The sequence below is a fragment of the Geodermatophilus dictyosporus genome, assembly GCF_900115505.1.
GTDB classification, from domain to species: Bacteria; Actinomycetota; Actinomycetes; order Mycobacteriales; family Geodermatophilaceae; genus Geodermatophilus; species Geodermatophilus dictyosporus.
In genome coordinates, this window is record NZ_FOWQ01000011.1 from 69484 (window position 1) to 83098 (window position 13615).

The window sequence follows — 13615 nt, forward strand, 5'->3', positions numbered from 1 at the left end:
ACGCCGGCCGGTGGTTCAGCCGATCGGGGTGGGGGCGACCGGGTCCGGCGGCACCGGCACCGAGCCCTGGATGCGGTTGCGGGCCTGGCAGTCGGTGGTGCAGTTGGTCGCGCCGGCCGACAGCTCGACGGCGTCCTCGCCCAGCACGCCGCCCATCCGGCCGCCGGAGGCGACCGACCAGCGCGTGGTGGTGGCGGTCTGCTCGAGCTTGGTGGCCACCTGCGGGCTGTCCTTGCCCAGCAGCATCCGGTGGGTGGCGTCGGCGGCCACGCCGTCGCCGAAGTTGATCTTCCCGGTGTACTCGTTGACGAAGTAGAAGAGCCCGGCGCCGAGGGTGTGGACGTACTCGACGGCGGTGCCGAACTCCTGCTCCACCTGGAAGATCCCGCCCTGCGGGGCGTCCTTCGACTGGACCTTGAACTTGCCGGCGGCGGTGCTGAACTCGGTCACCAGGACGTCGTCGCGCAGCCGCAGGTCGCTGATCCGGACGCTGCGCAGCTGGGCCGCGGTGAGGACGGGGACCTTGGAGGCGAACACGACGGTCGGGGCGGTGACCATGCGCTCCGGGTTCGGCGCGCCGGTCAGCGTGTAGTCGTAGACACCGAGGGTGGTCGGGTCGATCCTGTAGGTGACGTGCGTGCCGCGGACGACGATCTGCCCGGTGGGCGTCACGCCCTGCAGGCGGGTCTCGCGCCCGGCGGCCGGGTTGTACGTCCGGCCGTTGACGGTGACCGAGAAGTCGCCGCCGGCGCTGCCGCCCTCGGCGACGCCGTCGTCGCCGCCGGCCCACGCGGTGCCGGGGGCGAGCAGGGCGGTCAGCGCGAGCAGCAGGACCAGCAGGAGGCGGAGGGGCAGCGGGCGGTGCTGCCGGGGGGAGGGGGCCACGAGGCTCCTTCGGACGGTGTGCGGGACGTCACCCAGAGTGCATGAACCTTCATGCAACAGGGACCCGACACGCGGGGTCCGGCGGAATCGGGACGACGCGGTGCCGACCGTCCCGTTACGGTCGAGGACACCACCCGAGAGCCCGGCGGGCACCCCCGCACTCGCCTGTGGCCAGGAAGCGCGAGATACCCGTGTCACCCCGCACCGTCCTCGGTCCCGTCCTGGGTCCGTACGCCCGTCTGTTCCGCGCCGTCCCCGGTGCCGCCTGGTTCTCCCTCGCCGGCTGGGTCGCGCGCCTGCCGCTGCCGATGCTCGGCCTGGGTGCCGTGCTGCTCGTCGAGGGCTACTCGGGCAGCTACGCGCTGGCCGGCGCCGTCTCCGGGACGCTGGCGCTCTCGGCCGCCGTCGCCGGACCGCTGTGGTCCCGGGCCATGGACCGCCGCGGGCAGGGGGCCGTGCTGCGCCGGGCGATGGCCGCCTACCTGGTCACCGGCCTGTCGCTGGTGGCCGTCGTCGTCGGCGACGCGCCCACCTGGACCTGGTTCCTGCTCGCCGCGCTGACCGGCGCGAGCCTGCCCAACATCGGCGCGATGGTGCGGTCCCGGTGGGCGGCCGCCCTGGCCGACGCCGAGCGCCGGCAGACCGCCTTCGCCTTCGAGGCCGTCGTCGACGAGGTGGTGTTCGTCGTCGGCCCGCCGCTGGTCACCGTGCTCGGCACGCTGGTGGCGCCGGCGGCCGGGTTCACCACCGGCATCGTCCTCGGCACCGCCGGTGGGCTCTGGCTGGCCCGCCAGCGGGGCACCGAGCCGGCGGTGGCGCCGGTCCCGGCCGGCCCCGCGCCCCGGCGGACGGCCGCGCTCACCCCGGCGGTGCTCGTCGTCTGCGCCGGCTACCTCGGGGTGGGCACCGTCTTCGGCGCCATGGACGTCGTCGTCGTGGGGTTCGCCGAGTCGGTCGGCGCGCCGGCGCTGGCGGGCGTGGCCCTGGCGCTCTACGCCGGCGGCAGCCTGCTGGCCGGCCTGGCCTACGGCGTCGCCCGGCTGCGCGGCTCGCTGGCCACGCGCTTCGTGGTCACCGCCGTCGCCTTCGGCCTGGCCGCGCAGGCCCTGTGGGCGGTGTCCTCGCTGCCGCTGCTGGTCGGCGCCGGGTTCCTCGCCGGGCTCGCCGTCGCCCCCGTGCTGGTGTCGGGGGCCTCGCTGGCCGAGTCGCGGGTGCCGCGGTCCGCGCTGACCGAGGCGCTGGCCTGGACCAACACCGGGCTGACGCTCGGGGTCACCACGGGCTCGGCGCTGGCCGGTGCCGCCGTCGACGCCTGGGGTGCGCAGCGGGCGTTCGCCGTCCCGGCGCTGGCGGCCGCCGCGGCCGCGCTCATCGCGCTGGCCGGGGCGCCGCTGCTGCGCACCCGGCCGGCGGCCCCGGCCGAGGGGCCCGTGTCACGGGTTGGGGACGCGGTCGGCGGGTAGCCGGGCTGGACGGGAGCCTGGCGCGCCACCCGATGCCGCGCCGCCCACCGTCCACCACCGAGAGGGGCAGCCCGTGGCCACCGTGCCCACCATCCGCCTGAACAACGGCGTCGAGATCCCGCAGCTGGGCTTCGGCGTGTACCAGATCCCGCCGGAGGAGACCGTCGAGGCGACCCGCACCGCGCTCGAGGTCGGCTACCGGCACATCGACACCGCCGAGATGTACGGCAACGAGAAGGAGGTCGGGCAGGCCGTCCGCGAGTCGGGCGTCGACCGCTCCGAGGTCTTCGTCACCAGCAAGCTCAACAACGGCTTCCACCGCCGCGACGACGCCCTGCGCGCCTTCGACCAGACGCTGGCCGACCTCGGCTTCGACCAGCTCGACCTGTTCCTCGTCCACTGGCCGCTGCCCACGATCGACGTCGACTACGTCGAGACGTGGAAGGCCATGGAGGAGATCTACGCCAGCGGCCGGTGCCGGGCGGTCGGCGTCTCGAACTTCAACCCGCACCACCTGCGCCGGCTGTTCGGCGAGACCGACGTCCGCCCGGCGGTCAACCAGATCGAGGTGCACCCCTACCTGGCCAACGACGAGGTGCGCGCCTTCGACGCCGACCACGAGATCGTCACCGAGGCCTGGTCCCCGATCGCCCAGGGCAAGGTGCTCGGCGACCCGGTGATCACCCGCATCGCCGAGAAGCTGGAGCGCACCCCGGCGCAGGTCGTGCTCCGCTGGCACGTGCAGCGCGGCGACGTCGTCTTCCCGAAGTCGGTGACCCGCAGCCGGGTCGAGGAGAACTTCGCCCTCTTCGACTTCGAGCTCGACACCGGCGACATGGCCGCGATCACCGGCCTCGACCGCGGCGAGCGCACCGGCCCCGACCCGGACACGTTCGACTACGTGCCCCACTGAGCCCGCACGACGGAGGGCCCCGTCGGGAGACGCGATCTCCCGGCGGGGCCGTTCCGTCCGTGTCGCTAGGTCTGGGCGACCGGCTGCGGGCGCGCTGCGCGGGCCAGCGCCCTCCCGGCGACGCGCAGGCACAGCCCGCGCGACCGACGCCGGACCTCGAGCACCGACAGCGACCCCCGCAGCAGGAGGACCAGGCCGAGGACCTCGGTCAGCTCCTCGACGTGGGTGCCGATCTGCAGGGGCACGCCGTCGGTGCCCGGCCGGTCGAGCACGCCGTTGAGCGTCTCCAGTCCCAGGGCCGCTCCGAGGACGAGCACGATGCCGAGGACGACGTCGCGCCGCGCGGGACCTCGCAGCGACCTCGCGAGGTGCGCGAGGGCGGCGAGGACCACGGCGGCCGGGAACAGCCCCGGGAGGACCCACAGGTAGCCGGTCGTCCCCGGCGGCACCCACGCCTCGCCGATGCTGTCGAGCCGCTCGTGCAGGGCGGTGAAGTCGTCGAACGCCATCAGCGCCAGCAGCCCGGCCGAGACCAGGAAGGCCAGACCCACCCGGCCCCCGACCAGCCGGCCGACCAGGACCTGCGCGGCGGACGCGCCGAGGGTCACCACCACGCTGAAGAAGGTGGGGAGGTTCATCTCCCCGGCCACCCCGAAGAACCTCCGGACCGGTGACCCCGGAGCGGCCAGGAAGTCGACGCCCGGCGCGACGTTGGGCAGGCCGATGCTCAGCAGCACGAGCACGACCGCCGTGACCGCCAGCCACCACGGCAGCCGGGGGAGGGGCCGCCGCCACTGCACGGGGGCCCCGGGGTCCGCAGCGGGACCTCCCGACGCGCGGACGTCCTCGCCGTCTGCGGGAACCACCATGTCTGCACCTCGGGTCGCCAAGCCGGGGCAGGAGGCGCCACGGGGCGCTCAGCGAAACACGCCCTCCCCGCACGGTCACCGGGCCGTCACCCCGTGTTCACCCGTCCGGGTGTCACCCGAGGCCCGTCCGGGGCCCGTCCGGGGTCCGCTCAGGACTCCGTCACGAAGTCGATGAGCTCCTCGACGCGGCCGATCAGGGCCGGCTCGAGGTCGGTCCAGGTCCGCACCCGCGCCAGGATCCGCTGGGCCCACACGTACCCGGTGTCGTCCTCCCAGCCCAGCCGGCGGCAGACGCCGTCCTTCCACGACTCGCCCTTGGGCACCGTCGGCCACGCCCGGATGCCGACGACGGAGGGCTTGACCGCCTGCCAGACGTCGATGAACGGGTGGCCGACGACGAGCGCGTGCTCGCCGGTGACCCGGGCGGCGATCCGCGACTCCTTGGAGCCGGTCACCAGGTGGTCGACCAGCACGCCCAGTCGCCGTCCCGACGAGGGCCGGAACTCCCGGACGATCCCCGGCAGGTCGTCGACGCCGTGCAGCGGCTCCACGACGACGCCCTCGATGCGCAGGTCGTGGCCCCAGACCTTCTCGACCAGCTCGGCGTCGTGCTTGCCCTCGACGTAGATGCGGCCCTCGCGGGCGACGCGGGCGCGCGCACCGGCGACGTAGGTCGAGCCCGAGGCGCTGCGGGTCGGCGTCGCGGGCCCCTTCGGCGTCGGGCGCACGAGGACCACCGGCCGGCCGTCGACCCAGAAACCCGGGCCGAGGGGATAGGCGCGCACCTTCCCGAACCGGTCCTCGAGGTGGACGACGTCCTTCTCGCAGCGGACGACGGCGCCGACGAACCCCGAGCTGGGGTCCTCGACGACGAGGTCGCGCTCGGCGGCCACCTGCGGCGGCGGCTGCTTCACCGTGCGGGGGTGCACCAGGGAGTCGTAGGGCGAGCGGGGCGGCACGGTCCCAGGAGAGCCGATGGCGGCGGCTGCACGGTGGCGGCGCGCCGTGCGGGGGTGCGCGACACGCCCGGACGACCCGGTGTTCGCGCAGCGTGACCGCCCCTGGGGCCCCGGACGGCACCGGCCGGACCCCGTCCACGGCCTGCTGACCTGCGCGGACACCCGTCGCGGGCGGTCGCCGCCACGGGCTCCGGGCGTCGGCGACGGCCGTCACCCGGTGTCGGCGGCGAGAGAGATCGACTCCGTCCGTTTCGGCCCGTTCCCGCTGGTCACCCATCCACCCGACCGTTACACCAGAGCTCAGATGGGAGCGCGAACGACGATGATCGGCACCGACACCATCAGCCGTGTGATCGGGCAGGACGTCTACGACGAGTCGGGCGACAAGATCGGCTCCGTCTCGGAGGTCTACCTGGACGACGAGACCGGTCAGCCGGAGTGGGCCACGGTGCGCACCGGTCTGTTCGGCACCAAGGAGTCCTTCGTCCCCCTCCGTGAGGCGGACCTGACCAACGACGGCCTGCGCGTGCACGTGAGCAAGGCCCAGGTCAAGGACGCCCCGAAGATCGACACCGACGGCCACCTCTCCCCGCAGGAGGAGCAGGAGCTGTACCGGTACTACGGGCTCGGCTTCGGCGCCGGGACGCAGACGACCGGGCAGACGACCGGGCAGACGACCGGGCAGACCACCACGGACACCGGTACCGCGGGCACCTACTCGATGGACCAGACCCGCAGCGACCAGGACCTGACCACCGCGGGCACCGGCACCGCCGGGATGACCACGGGCACGGCCGGCACCGCGGGCACCATGGGCGACCGCGACCGCGACGGCATCCCGGACCGCATGGAGAACCGCGCCGGCACCGTCGGCCGCGACACCTCCGGCCCGACGACCGACAACGCGATGACCCGTTCCGAGGAGCACCTCGAGGTGGGCACCCAGCGCGTGGAGGCCGGCCGGGCGCGGCTGCGCAAGTACGTCGTGACCGAGAACGTGACGCAGACCGTCCCGGTCTCGCGCGAGGAGGTCCGGGTCGAGCGCGAGCCGATCACCGAGGCGAACATGCCCAACGCCATGGACGGCCCGACGATCTCCGAGGAGGAGCACGAGGTCACGCTGCACGCCGAGCGCCCCGTCGTCTCCAAGGAGGCCACCCCGGTCGAGCGCGTGCGCCTGGACACCGAGACCGTGACCGGTCAGGAGACCGTGAGCGGCGACGTCCGCAAGGAGCAGATCGAGGTCGACGGCGGCACCGGTGTCGCCGGCACCGGCACCACCGGTCACGACGACCGCGGCCTGGTGCAGAAGGCCAAGGACGCCCTCGACCGCGACAACGACGGCAAGACCGGCCGCTGAGGCGGCCCCTCCTGCGGGAGGGATCCACAGCACCGGACCGCGACGGCCGGCCGGAGGACCCCCTCCGGCCGGCCGTCGCGCCGTGTCCGGGCGGGCACCTGCCCGACCGGCGGTGGGGCACCCGGTGCCCGAGGTGGGATGCTCGCGAGGTGACCGAGACCACGGCTGCACCGTCGTCCGCGCCCGGCGTGCCCTTCGACGGGCCCGACGCGCTGGCCGCCGCGCTGCGGGACACCGGGTACCTGCCCGACGAGGGCCTGGCCACCGCCGCCTACCTCGCCCTGGTCATGCGCCGCCCGCTGTTCCTGGAGGGCGAGGCCGGCGTCGGCAAGACGGCGCTGGCCCGGGCGCTGGCCGAGGTCACCGGCCGCCCGATCTACCGGCTGCAGTGCTACGAGGGCCTGGAGGCCAGCCAGGCGCTCTACGACTGGGACTTCGGCCGCCAGCTGCTGCACCTGCGCGCCGCCGAGGCCGCGCACGCCACCGGCGACACCGAGCGGCTGGAGGCATCCCTCTACGACCGCCGCTTCCTGCTGGCCCGCCCGCTCCTCCAGGCCCTGGAGGACTCCCCGAGCGTGCTGCTGGTCGATGAGGTCGACCGCGCCGACGACGAGTTCGAGGCATTCCTGCTCGAGGTGCTCTCCGACTTCACCATCTCCATCCCGGAGCTCGGCACCGTGCACGCGGAGGTCCCGCCGCTGGTGGTGCTCACCTCCAACCGCACCCGCGAGGTGCACGACGCCCTCAAGCGCCGCTGCCTCTACCACTGGCTGCAGCACCCCGACTTCGACCGCGAGGTCGCCATCCTGCGCACCCGGCTGCCCGAGGTGACCGAGCAGCTGGCGCGCGAGGTGGCCCGGGCGGCGGCGAAGCTGCGCACCCTGGACCTGCTCAAGCCGCCGGGCGTGGCCGAGGCGATGGACTGGGCCACCGCCCTGCACGCCCTCGGCGCCCGCGACCTCGACCCCGACCTCGCCGCGCGCACGCTCGGGGCGGTGCTGAAGTACCGCGAGGACACCGACCGGGTGCACTCCCTGACCCGCGGAGCGCTGTTCGGTGGCGGGTGAGGCCGGCCCGGTCCGGCGTCAGGACGTCGTCGGCGTCGTCCTCGGGTTCGCGCGGACGCTGCGGGCCGCCGGGGTCGCGGCCTCGCCGGACCGGGTGGAGGCGATGCTGGCCGCGGTCGCGGCGCTCGACGTCCTCGACCCCTCCGACGTCTACTGGTCCGGGCGGCTGACCCTGTGCGCCGGGCCCGACGACCTCGACCGCTACGACGCCGCCTTCGCGGCGTACTTCGGCGGCGAGGCGCCCCGGCGGACCACCCCCGCCGCGCAGAAGCCGCCGACCCTGGCCGCCTCCGCGCCGGTCGACCCCGGCACCGCCGCCGGCGAGGAGGGCGAGGACGCGCCCGACCTGGCCGCGCAGGCCAGCGGCGAGGAGGTGCTGCGGCACCGCGACGTCGCCGACCTCACCCCGGCCGAGCGCGAGCACCTGCGCCGGCTGTTCGCCCTGTTGGTGCCCGCGACGCCGATGCGCGCCTCCCGCCGCCGCCGCGCCGCCCCGCACGGCGCGGTGCACGCCTCGCGCACCGTGCGGCGGGCGCTGCGCGACGGCGGGGAGGTCGCCCGGCTGCTGCACCGGCGGGCGCGGCCCCGGCCCCGGCGGGTGGTCCTGCTGGTCGACGTCTCCGGCTCGATGGCGCCCTACGCCGACGCGCTGCTGCGCTTCGCGCACGCGGCCGTGCGGGCCCGGCCGGCGTCGACCGAGGTGTTCACCGTGGGCACCCGGCTGACCCGGGTCACCCGCGAGCTGCGGTTGCGCGACCCCGACCGCGCGCTGACCGCCAGCGGCGAGGCGATCCCCGACTGGTCCGGCGGCACCCGGCTCGGCGAGGTGCTCAAGGCGTTCCTCGACCGCTGGGGGCAGCGCGGCACCGCCCGGGGGGCCGTCGTCGTGGTGTGCAGCGACGGCTGGGAGCGCGGCAGCGCCGACCTGCTGGGCGAGCAGATGGCGCGGCTGCGCCGGCTCGCGCACGCCGTCGTCTGGGTCAACCCGCACAAGGGCCGCGCCGGCTACGAGCCGCTCACCGCGGGGATGCAGGCCGCGCTGCCCGCGGTCGACGCGTTCGTCGCCGGCCACAGCCTGGCGGCCTTCGAGGAGCTGTCGGGGGTGATCTCCCGTGCCTGAGCGAACGGGCGACAGAGAGGTGGACGACGGTGCGTGACGTGCTCGACGACCTGGTCGGCTGGTGGCAGGCCGGGGAGACGGTCGGGATGGGGACGGTGGTGGCCACCTGGCGCTCGGCGCCGCGGCCGGCCGGGGCGTCCATGCTGGTCGGCCCCGACGGGACGGCGGTCGGCAGCGTGTCCGGCGGCTGCGTCGAGGGCGCGGTGTACGAGGAGGCCAAGGACGTCGTGGAGACCGGCGTGCCGACGCTGGAGCGCTACGGCGTCAGCGACGACGACGCGTTCGCCGTCGGCCTGACCTGCGGCGGGATCCTCGACGTCTTCGTCGAGCCGGTGTCGCGCGAGTCCTTCCCCGAGCTCGGTCAGATCGCCGAGTCGGTGGGCCGGCACGAGCCGGTCGCCGTCGTCACCGTGGTGCGCGGGCCGGAGGACCGGATCGGCCGGCGGCTGGTGCTCTGGCCCGACCGCAGCTCCGGCACGCTGGGCCTGCAGCGCCTCGACGACGCCGTCGCCGACGACGCGCGCGGCATGCTCGCCGCCGGCCGCACCGGCACGCTGACCTATGGCCACGACGGCGAGCGGCGCGGCGACGAGCTGACCCTGTTCGTCTCCTCGTTCGCCCCGCCGGCGCGCATGGTGGTGTTCGGCGCCATCGACTTCGCCGCCGCCGTCGCCCGCGTCGGGGCGTTCCTCGGCTACCGGGTGACCGTGTGCGACGCCCGGCCGGTGTTCGCCACCGCCCGCCGGTTCCCCGACGCGCACGAGGTCGTCGTCGAGTGGCCGCACCGCTACCTGCAGGGCGAGGTCGACGCCGGCCGCATCGACGAGCGCACCGTGCTGTGCGTGCTCACCCACGACCCGAAGTTCGACGTCCCGCTGCTGGAGGTCGCGCTGCGGCTGCCGGTGGCCTACGTCGGCGCGATGGGCTCGCGGCGCACCCACGACGAGCGGCTCGACCGGCTGCGCGAGGCCGGGCTGGCCGAGGACGAGCTCGCCCGGCTGTCCTCGCCGATCGGGCTGGACCTCGGTGCCCGGACGCCGGAGGAGACCGCGGTGTCGATCGCCGCGGAGGTCATCGCCGGGCGGTGGGGCGGCACGGGCGAGCGGCTGACCGGTACGGAGGGCCCAATCCACCGGACGGCGGAGCGCTGAGCCAGCTGCCGCACACCTGCGCCGTCGAGGTCGTGGGACTGCTGGTCTCGCCGGTGCACCGCTACGACGGCCGGCCCGGCGGCGTCGTCCCGCCGCAGGACGGCGACCGGATCGGGCGGGTCGAGGTGCGCGCCGGGCACGGCCTGGTCGGGGACCGCTACGCCGGCCGGCCCGCGCACCGGGACGCTGCGGTCACCGTGCTGGCCGCCGAGGCGGTGGAGGCGCTGGCCGCCGAGCTCGGCACCGGCCCGCTCGACCCGCTGCTGACCCGCCGGAACGTCGTCCTGCGCGGTGCGGAGGTCGAGGCGCTGCGCGGCGAGCGGTTCGCCCTCGACTGCGGCGAGGGCGTGCTGGTGCTGCAGGGCGGCCGCCCGGCCAACCCCTGCGCCTGGCTGGACACCGTGCTGGCGCCCGGCGCCCACCGGGGGATGCGCGGCCGCGGGGGCGTGCGCTGCGCCCCGCTGACCGACGGCGTGCTGCGGCTGGGCCCGGCCGTGCTCAGCAGCGCCGTCCCGCTCGACCCGGGGCGGGCGGGGGAGGTCCACCGGGTCCTGCCCCGCCGCCGCTGAGGCGCCGGCACCCCCGTCCGGGGGTGGCCGCGGTCACACCTCCGGCCGACGATGGCGCCGGGTCGCCCAGGCGCTCCACGAGCCGTGCGACCGGACCACGTCCGCGTAGCAGATCCGGCACGCCGGTGCCGGGGACCGGAGGATCGATGAAGACCAGGGCAGCCGTGCTGCGCGACACCGGGCAGCCGTTCGAGATCACCGAGCTCGAGCTCGACGAGCCCAAGGCCGGCGAGGTGCTCATCCGGTACGTCGCCGCCGGCCTGTGCCACTCCGACGAGCACCTGCGGCACGGCGACATCGTCCCGCAGTTCCCCATCGTCGGCGGGCACGAGGGGGCCGGCATCATCGAGAAGGTCGGGCCGGGCGTCACCCGCCTGCAGCCCGGCGACCACGTCGTCTGCTCGTTCCTGCCGGTGTGCGGCCACTGCCGCTGGTGCTCGACCGGCAAGTCGAACCTGTGCGACATGGGCGCGTCGATCCTCGTCGGGAACCTCCCCGACGGCACCTTCCGGTTCCACGACGCCGACGGCAACGACTACGGCGGCATGTGCATGCTCGGCACGTTCTCCGAGCGGGCCGTCATCAGCGAGAACTCCGCGGTGAAGGTCGACCCCGACCTGCCGCTGGACAAGGTCGTCCTCATCGGCTGCGGCGTCCCCACCGGCTGGGGGTCGGCGGTGCACGCGGCGGCCACCGAGGCCGGCGACACGATCGTCGTCTACGGCATCGGCGGCATCGGCATCAACAGCGTGCAGGGTGCGGCGCTGGCCGGGGCGCGCAACGTCGTCGCCGTCGACCCGCTGCCCAACAAGCGGGAGGCCGCCGAGCAGCTGGGCGCCACGCACAGCTGCGAGACCGCCGAGGAGGCGCACGAGCTGGTCCAGGAGCTGACCCGCGGCGTCGGTGCGGACAAGGCGATCATCACCGTCGGCGTGGTCGACGCGAAGGTGGTCACCGACGCGGTCAACACCATCCGCAAGGGCGGCACGGCGGTCATCACCGGCCTGGCCGACCCGACGAAGACCAACATCGAGCTGAGCAGCTCGCTGCTCACGCTGTTCGAGAAGACGGTCAAGGGCAGCCTGTTCGGCTCCGGCGACCCCTTCCACGACATCCCGAAGATGATCGAGCTCTACCAGTCCGGCGACCTCAAGCTCGACGAGCTGATCACCAAGACCTACACGCTCGACGAGGTCAACCAGGGCTACGAGGACCTGGTCAACGGCAAGAACATCCGCGGCGTGATCGTCTACGACACCCCGCCGCTGGAGGGTGCCCCGGCCTGACCCCCGGCGAGGCCTGCACACTGGTCGGCACCGGCCGGTGTGCAGGCCTCGCCGTCCGCCGTCGAGGTAGGAGCCGAGGGAGGAACCGCGTGGGGAACCCGACCGCGCCGCACCCGGTCATCGGGCTGCAGCGGGAGCGCGAGGTGCTCGCCGTGGCGTTGCGGACCAACCGGCACGTCGTCCTCGAGGGGCCCCCGGGGACGGGCAAGTCGACGCTGCTGCGCGCCATCGCCGCCGACGCCGGCCAGGAGGTCGTCTTCGTCGAGGGCAACGCCGAGCTGACGCCGGCCCGCCTCATCGGCCAGTACGACCCCGCCGCCGTCCTCGCCGAGGGCTACGTGCCCGAGAGCTTCACCGACGGGCCGTTGCTGACGGCGATGCGCGGGCACGGGCTGCTCTACCTCGAGGAGCTCAACCGCATCCCCGAGGAGACGCTCAACGTCCTCATCACGGTGCTCACCGAGGGCGAGATCACCGTGCCCCGGCTCGGGCACGTGCGGGCGGCCGCGGGCTTCCGGCTGATCGCCGCGATGAACCCCTTCGACGCCATCGGCACCGCGCGCGTCGGGCAGGCCATCGCCGACCGGATGTGCCGCGTCGTCCTCGGCTACCAGGACGCCGCAGCCGAGCGGGCGATCGTCGGCGCGGTCACCGGGGCGCCGCCGGCGCTCATCGGCCTCGCCGTCCGCCTGGTGCGCGCCTCGCGCGAGCACCGCGACGTCCGGATGGGCTCCTCGGTGCGCGGCGCCACCGACCTGGTGCTGCTGCTCGGCGGTCTGCTCGACGTCCGCGGGCAGTCCGGCCTGGGTGCCGAGGGCGCCCGCGAGACCGCCCGGGACGCCGCCTACGCCGCGCTGTCGGGGCGGATCCGCGTCGCCGACGGCGTCGAGCGGACGCCCGAGGCGGTCATCGACGACATCCTCGACGACGTCTGGCCCGAGACCGCCCCGCCGCCCGACGAGCCCGACGCCGACCAGCCCGACGCCGCACCCGCGGACGCAGGTGGTCAGGGAAAAGGTGAGGGCCCGCCGGAGTCCCCGGCGGGCACCGACTCCGCGTCCGCGCTGCGCCGCGACCGCCGCGGCGGCAGCACGCGCCGGCAGACCAGCCGCCGGGAGATGGCCGCCCGGCACGAGGCCTTCGAGGAGGTCAGCCCGGAGGTCGGGGAGCTCGACGAGGAGGCCTTCGCCGCGCTGATGGCCGAGGACGCCGACGCCGCGGCCGCGCTGCTCACCGACCTCGCCGCGGCCACCGACCGCGAGCTGCGGGCGGCCGCCCGGCGGCTGGCCGGCCGGGTGTTCCTGCAGGTCGGCCGGGTGGGTCGCGCACGCACCCGCGGCACCCGCCGGCTGGTGCCCGACCGGCGCGGCGACGGCGACCTCGACCTCGACCGCACCCTCGACCGCTGGGACCTCGGCACCCCGCTGCAGCCCGGTGACCTGGTCACCCGCCGCTGGACCGGGCTCCGGCGGGCGGTGTGCCTGGCCGTGGACACGTCCGGGTCGATGACCGGCCTGGGCGTGGCGATCGCCGCGGTGGCCGCGGCCGGCGTCGTCCTCACCGGGGACGAGCGGCTGCACACCAGCCTGATCACCTTCGGCCGCGAGGTGGAGGTGGTGCAGCGGCAGGGGCAGCGGCGGGCCGCCGAGGACGTCGTCACCCACCTGCTGACCCTGCGCGGCCACGGCATGACCGACCTCGCCGGTGCCCTGCGCGCCGCCCGCCTGCAGCTGGCCGCCGAGGTCGCCGACGAGCGGGTCGTCGTCCTGCTGTCGGACTGCCTGCACACCACCGGCGACCCGCCTGAGTCGGCGCTCGGCGGGTTCGACCGGCTGCACGTGCTGTGCCCGCTGCCCACGCCCGAGGCCGAGGAGGCCGCCCGGTCGCTGGCCGCCCGCGGCGGCGGGACGGCGCAGATGGTGCGCACGGTGCGCGACCTGGGCCCGGCGCTCACCCGCCTGCTGGGGTGAGGA

At 75.3% G+C, this 13615-nt stretch carries 12 protein-coding genes; 9 read left to right on the forward strand and 3 right to left on the reverse strand.

Annotated features, from left to right (window positions below; translation table 11 throughout):
* Positions 1–15 precede the first annotated feature (15 nt).
* A complete protein-coding gene (locus BMZ33_RS21215) occupies positions 16–885 on the reverse strand; it encodes a hypothetical protein (RefSeq protein WP_091116230.1) in 870 nt (289 codons plus the stop codon).
* A gap of 191 nt (positions 886–1076) precedes the next feature.
* Between BMZ33_RS21215 and BMZ33_RS21220 the strand changes: the two genes are divergently transcribed.
* The gene (locus BMZ33_RS21220) at positions 1077–2348 is read left to right on the forward strand and encodes an MFS transporter (RefSeq protein WP_091116234.1); all 1272 of its coding nucleotides are present in this window, start codon (positions 1077–1079) and stop codon (positions 2346–2348) included.
* A gap of 73 nt (positions 2349–2421) precedes the next feature.
* On the forward strand, positions 2422–3261 hold the full coding sequence (locus BMZ33_RS21225) for an aldo/keto reductase (RefSeq protein WP_091116237.1): 840 nt from the start codon (positions 2422–2424) through the stop codon (positions 3259–3261).
* A 65-nt stretch (positions 3262–3326) separates the two neighbouring features.
* On the opposite strand, the gene BMZ33_RS21230 is transcribed toward BMZ33_RS21225, so the two are convergent.
* Together BMZ33_RS21230 and BMZ33_RS21235 are read right to left on the reverse strand one after the other, a co-directional pair.
* Positions 3327–4130 carry a hypothetical protein gene (locus tag BMZ33_RS21230; protein WP_136697379.1) on the reverse strand — a complete coding sequence of 268 codons (804 nt, stop codon included), beginning with the start codon at positions 4128–4130 and terminating at the stop codon, positions 3327–3329.
* A 149-nt stretch (positions 4131–4279) separates the two neighbouring features.
* Positions 4280–5089, reverse strand: a complete 810-nt coding sequence (locus tag BMZ33_RS21235; RefSeq protein ID WP_091116245.1) for a DUF3097 domain-containing protein — start codon at positions 5087–5089, stop codon at positions 4280–4282.
* Positions 5090–5411: 322 nt separating this feature from the next.
* Between BMZ33_RS21235 and BMZ33_RS21240 the strand changes: the two genes are divergently transcribed.
* The 7 genes from BMZ33_RS21240 (at position 5412) to BMZ33_RS21270 (ending at position 13612) form a co-directional block, all read left to right on the forward strand.
* Positions 5412–6449, forward strand: coding sequence for a PRC and DUF2382 domain-containing protein (locus BMZ33_RS21240; RefSeq protein WP_091116249.1), 1038 nt, complete (start codon positions 5412–5414; stop codon positions 6447–6449).
* Between the two features lie 149 nt (positions 6450–6598).
* The gene (locus BMZ33_RS21245) at positions 6599–7516 is read left to right on the forward strand and encodes an AAA family ATPase (protein ID WP_169064680.1); all 918 of its coding nucleotides are present in this window, start codon (positions 6599–6601) and stop codon (positions 7514–7516) included.
* A complete protein-coding gene (locus BMZ33_RS21250) occupies positions 7506–8636 on the forward strand; it encodes a vWA domain-containing protein (protein ID WP_091116254.1) in 1131 nt (376 codons plus the stop codon). The genes BMZ33_RS21245 and BMZ33_RS21250 overlap by 11 nt, the downstream gene beginning before the upstream one ends.
* Positions 8637–8665: 29 nt before the next feature.
* On the forward strand, positions 8666–9787 hold the full coding sequence (locus tag BMZ33_RS21255) for an XdhC family protein (protein WP_091116258.1): 1122 nt from the start codon (positions 8666–8668) through the stop codon (positions 9785–9787).
* A gap of 32 nt (positions 9788–9819) precedes the next feature.
* Complete coding sequence (locus BMZ33_RS21260; protein ID WP_169064681.1) at positions 9820–10356, forward strand: MOSC domain-containing protein; 537 nt, start codon at positions 9820–9822, stop codon at positions 10354–10356.
* 146 nt (positions 10357–10502) lie between these two features.
* Complete coding sequence (locus tag BMZ33_RS21265; protein ID WP_091116262.1) at positions 10503–11642, forward strand: NDMA-dependent alcohol dehydrogenase; 1140 nt, start codon at positions 10503–10505, stop codon at positions 11640–11642.
* 89 nt (positions 11643–11731) lie between these two features.
* Complete coding sequence (locus tag BMZ33_RS21270) at positions 11732–13612, forward strand: AAA family ATPase (RefSeq protein ID WP_091116266.1); 1881 nt, start codon at positions 11732–11734, stop codon at positions 13610–13612.
* The last annotated feature ends 3 nt before the right edge of the window (positions 13613–13615 follow it).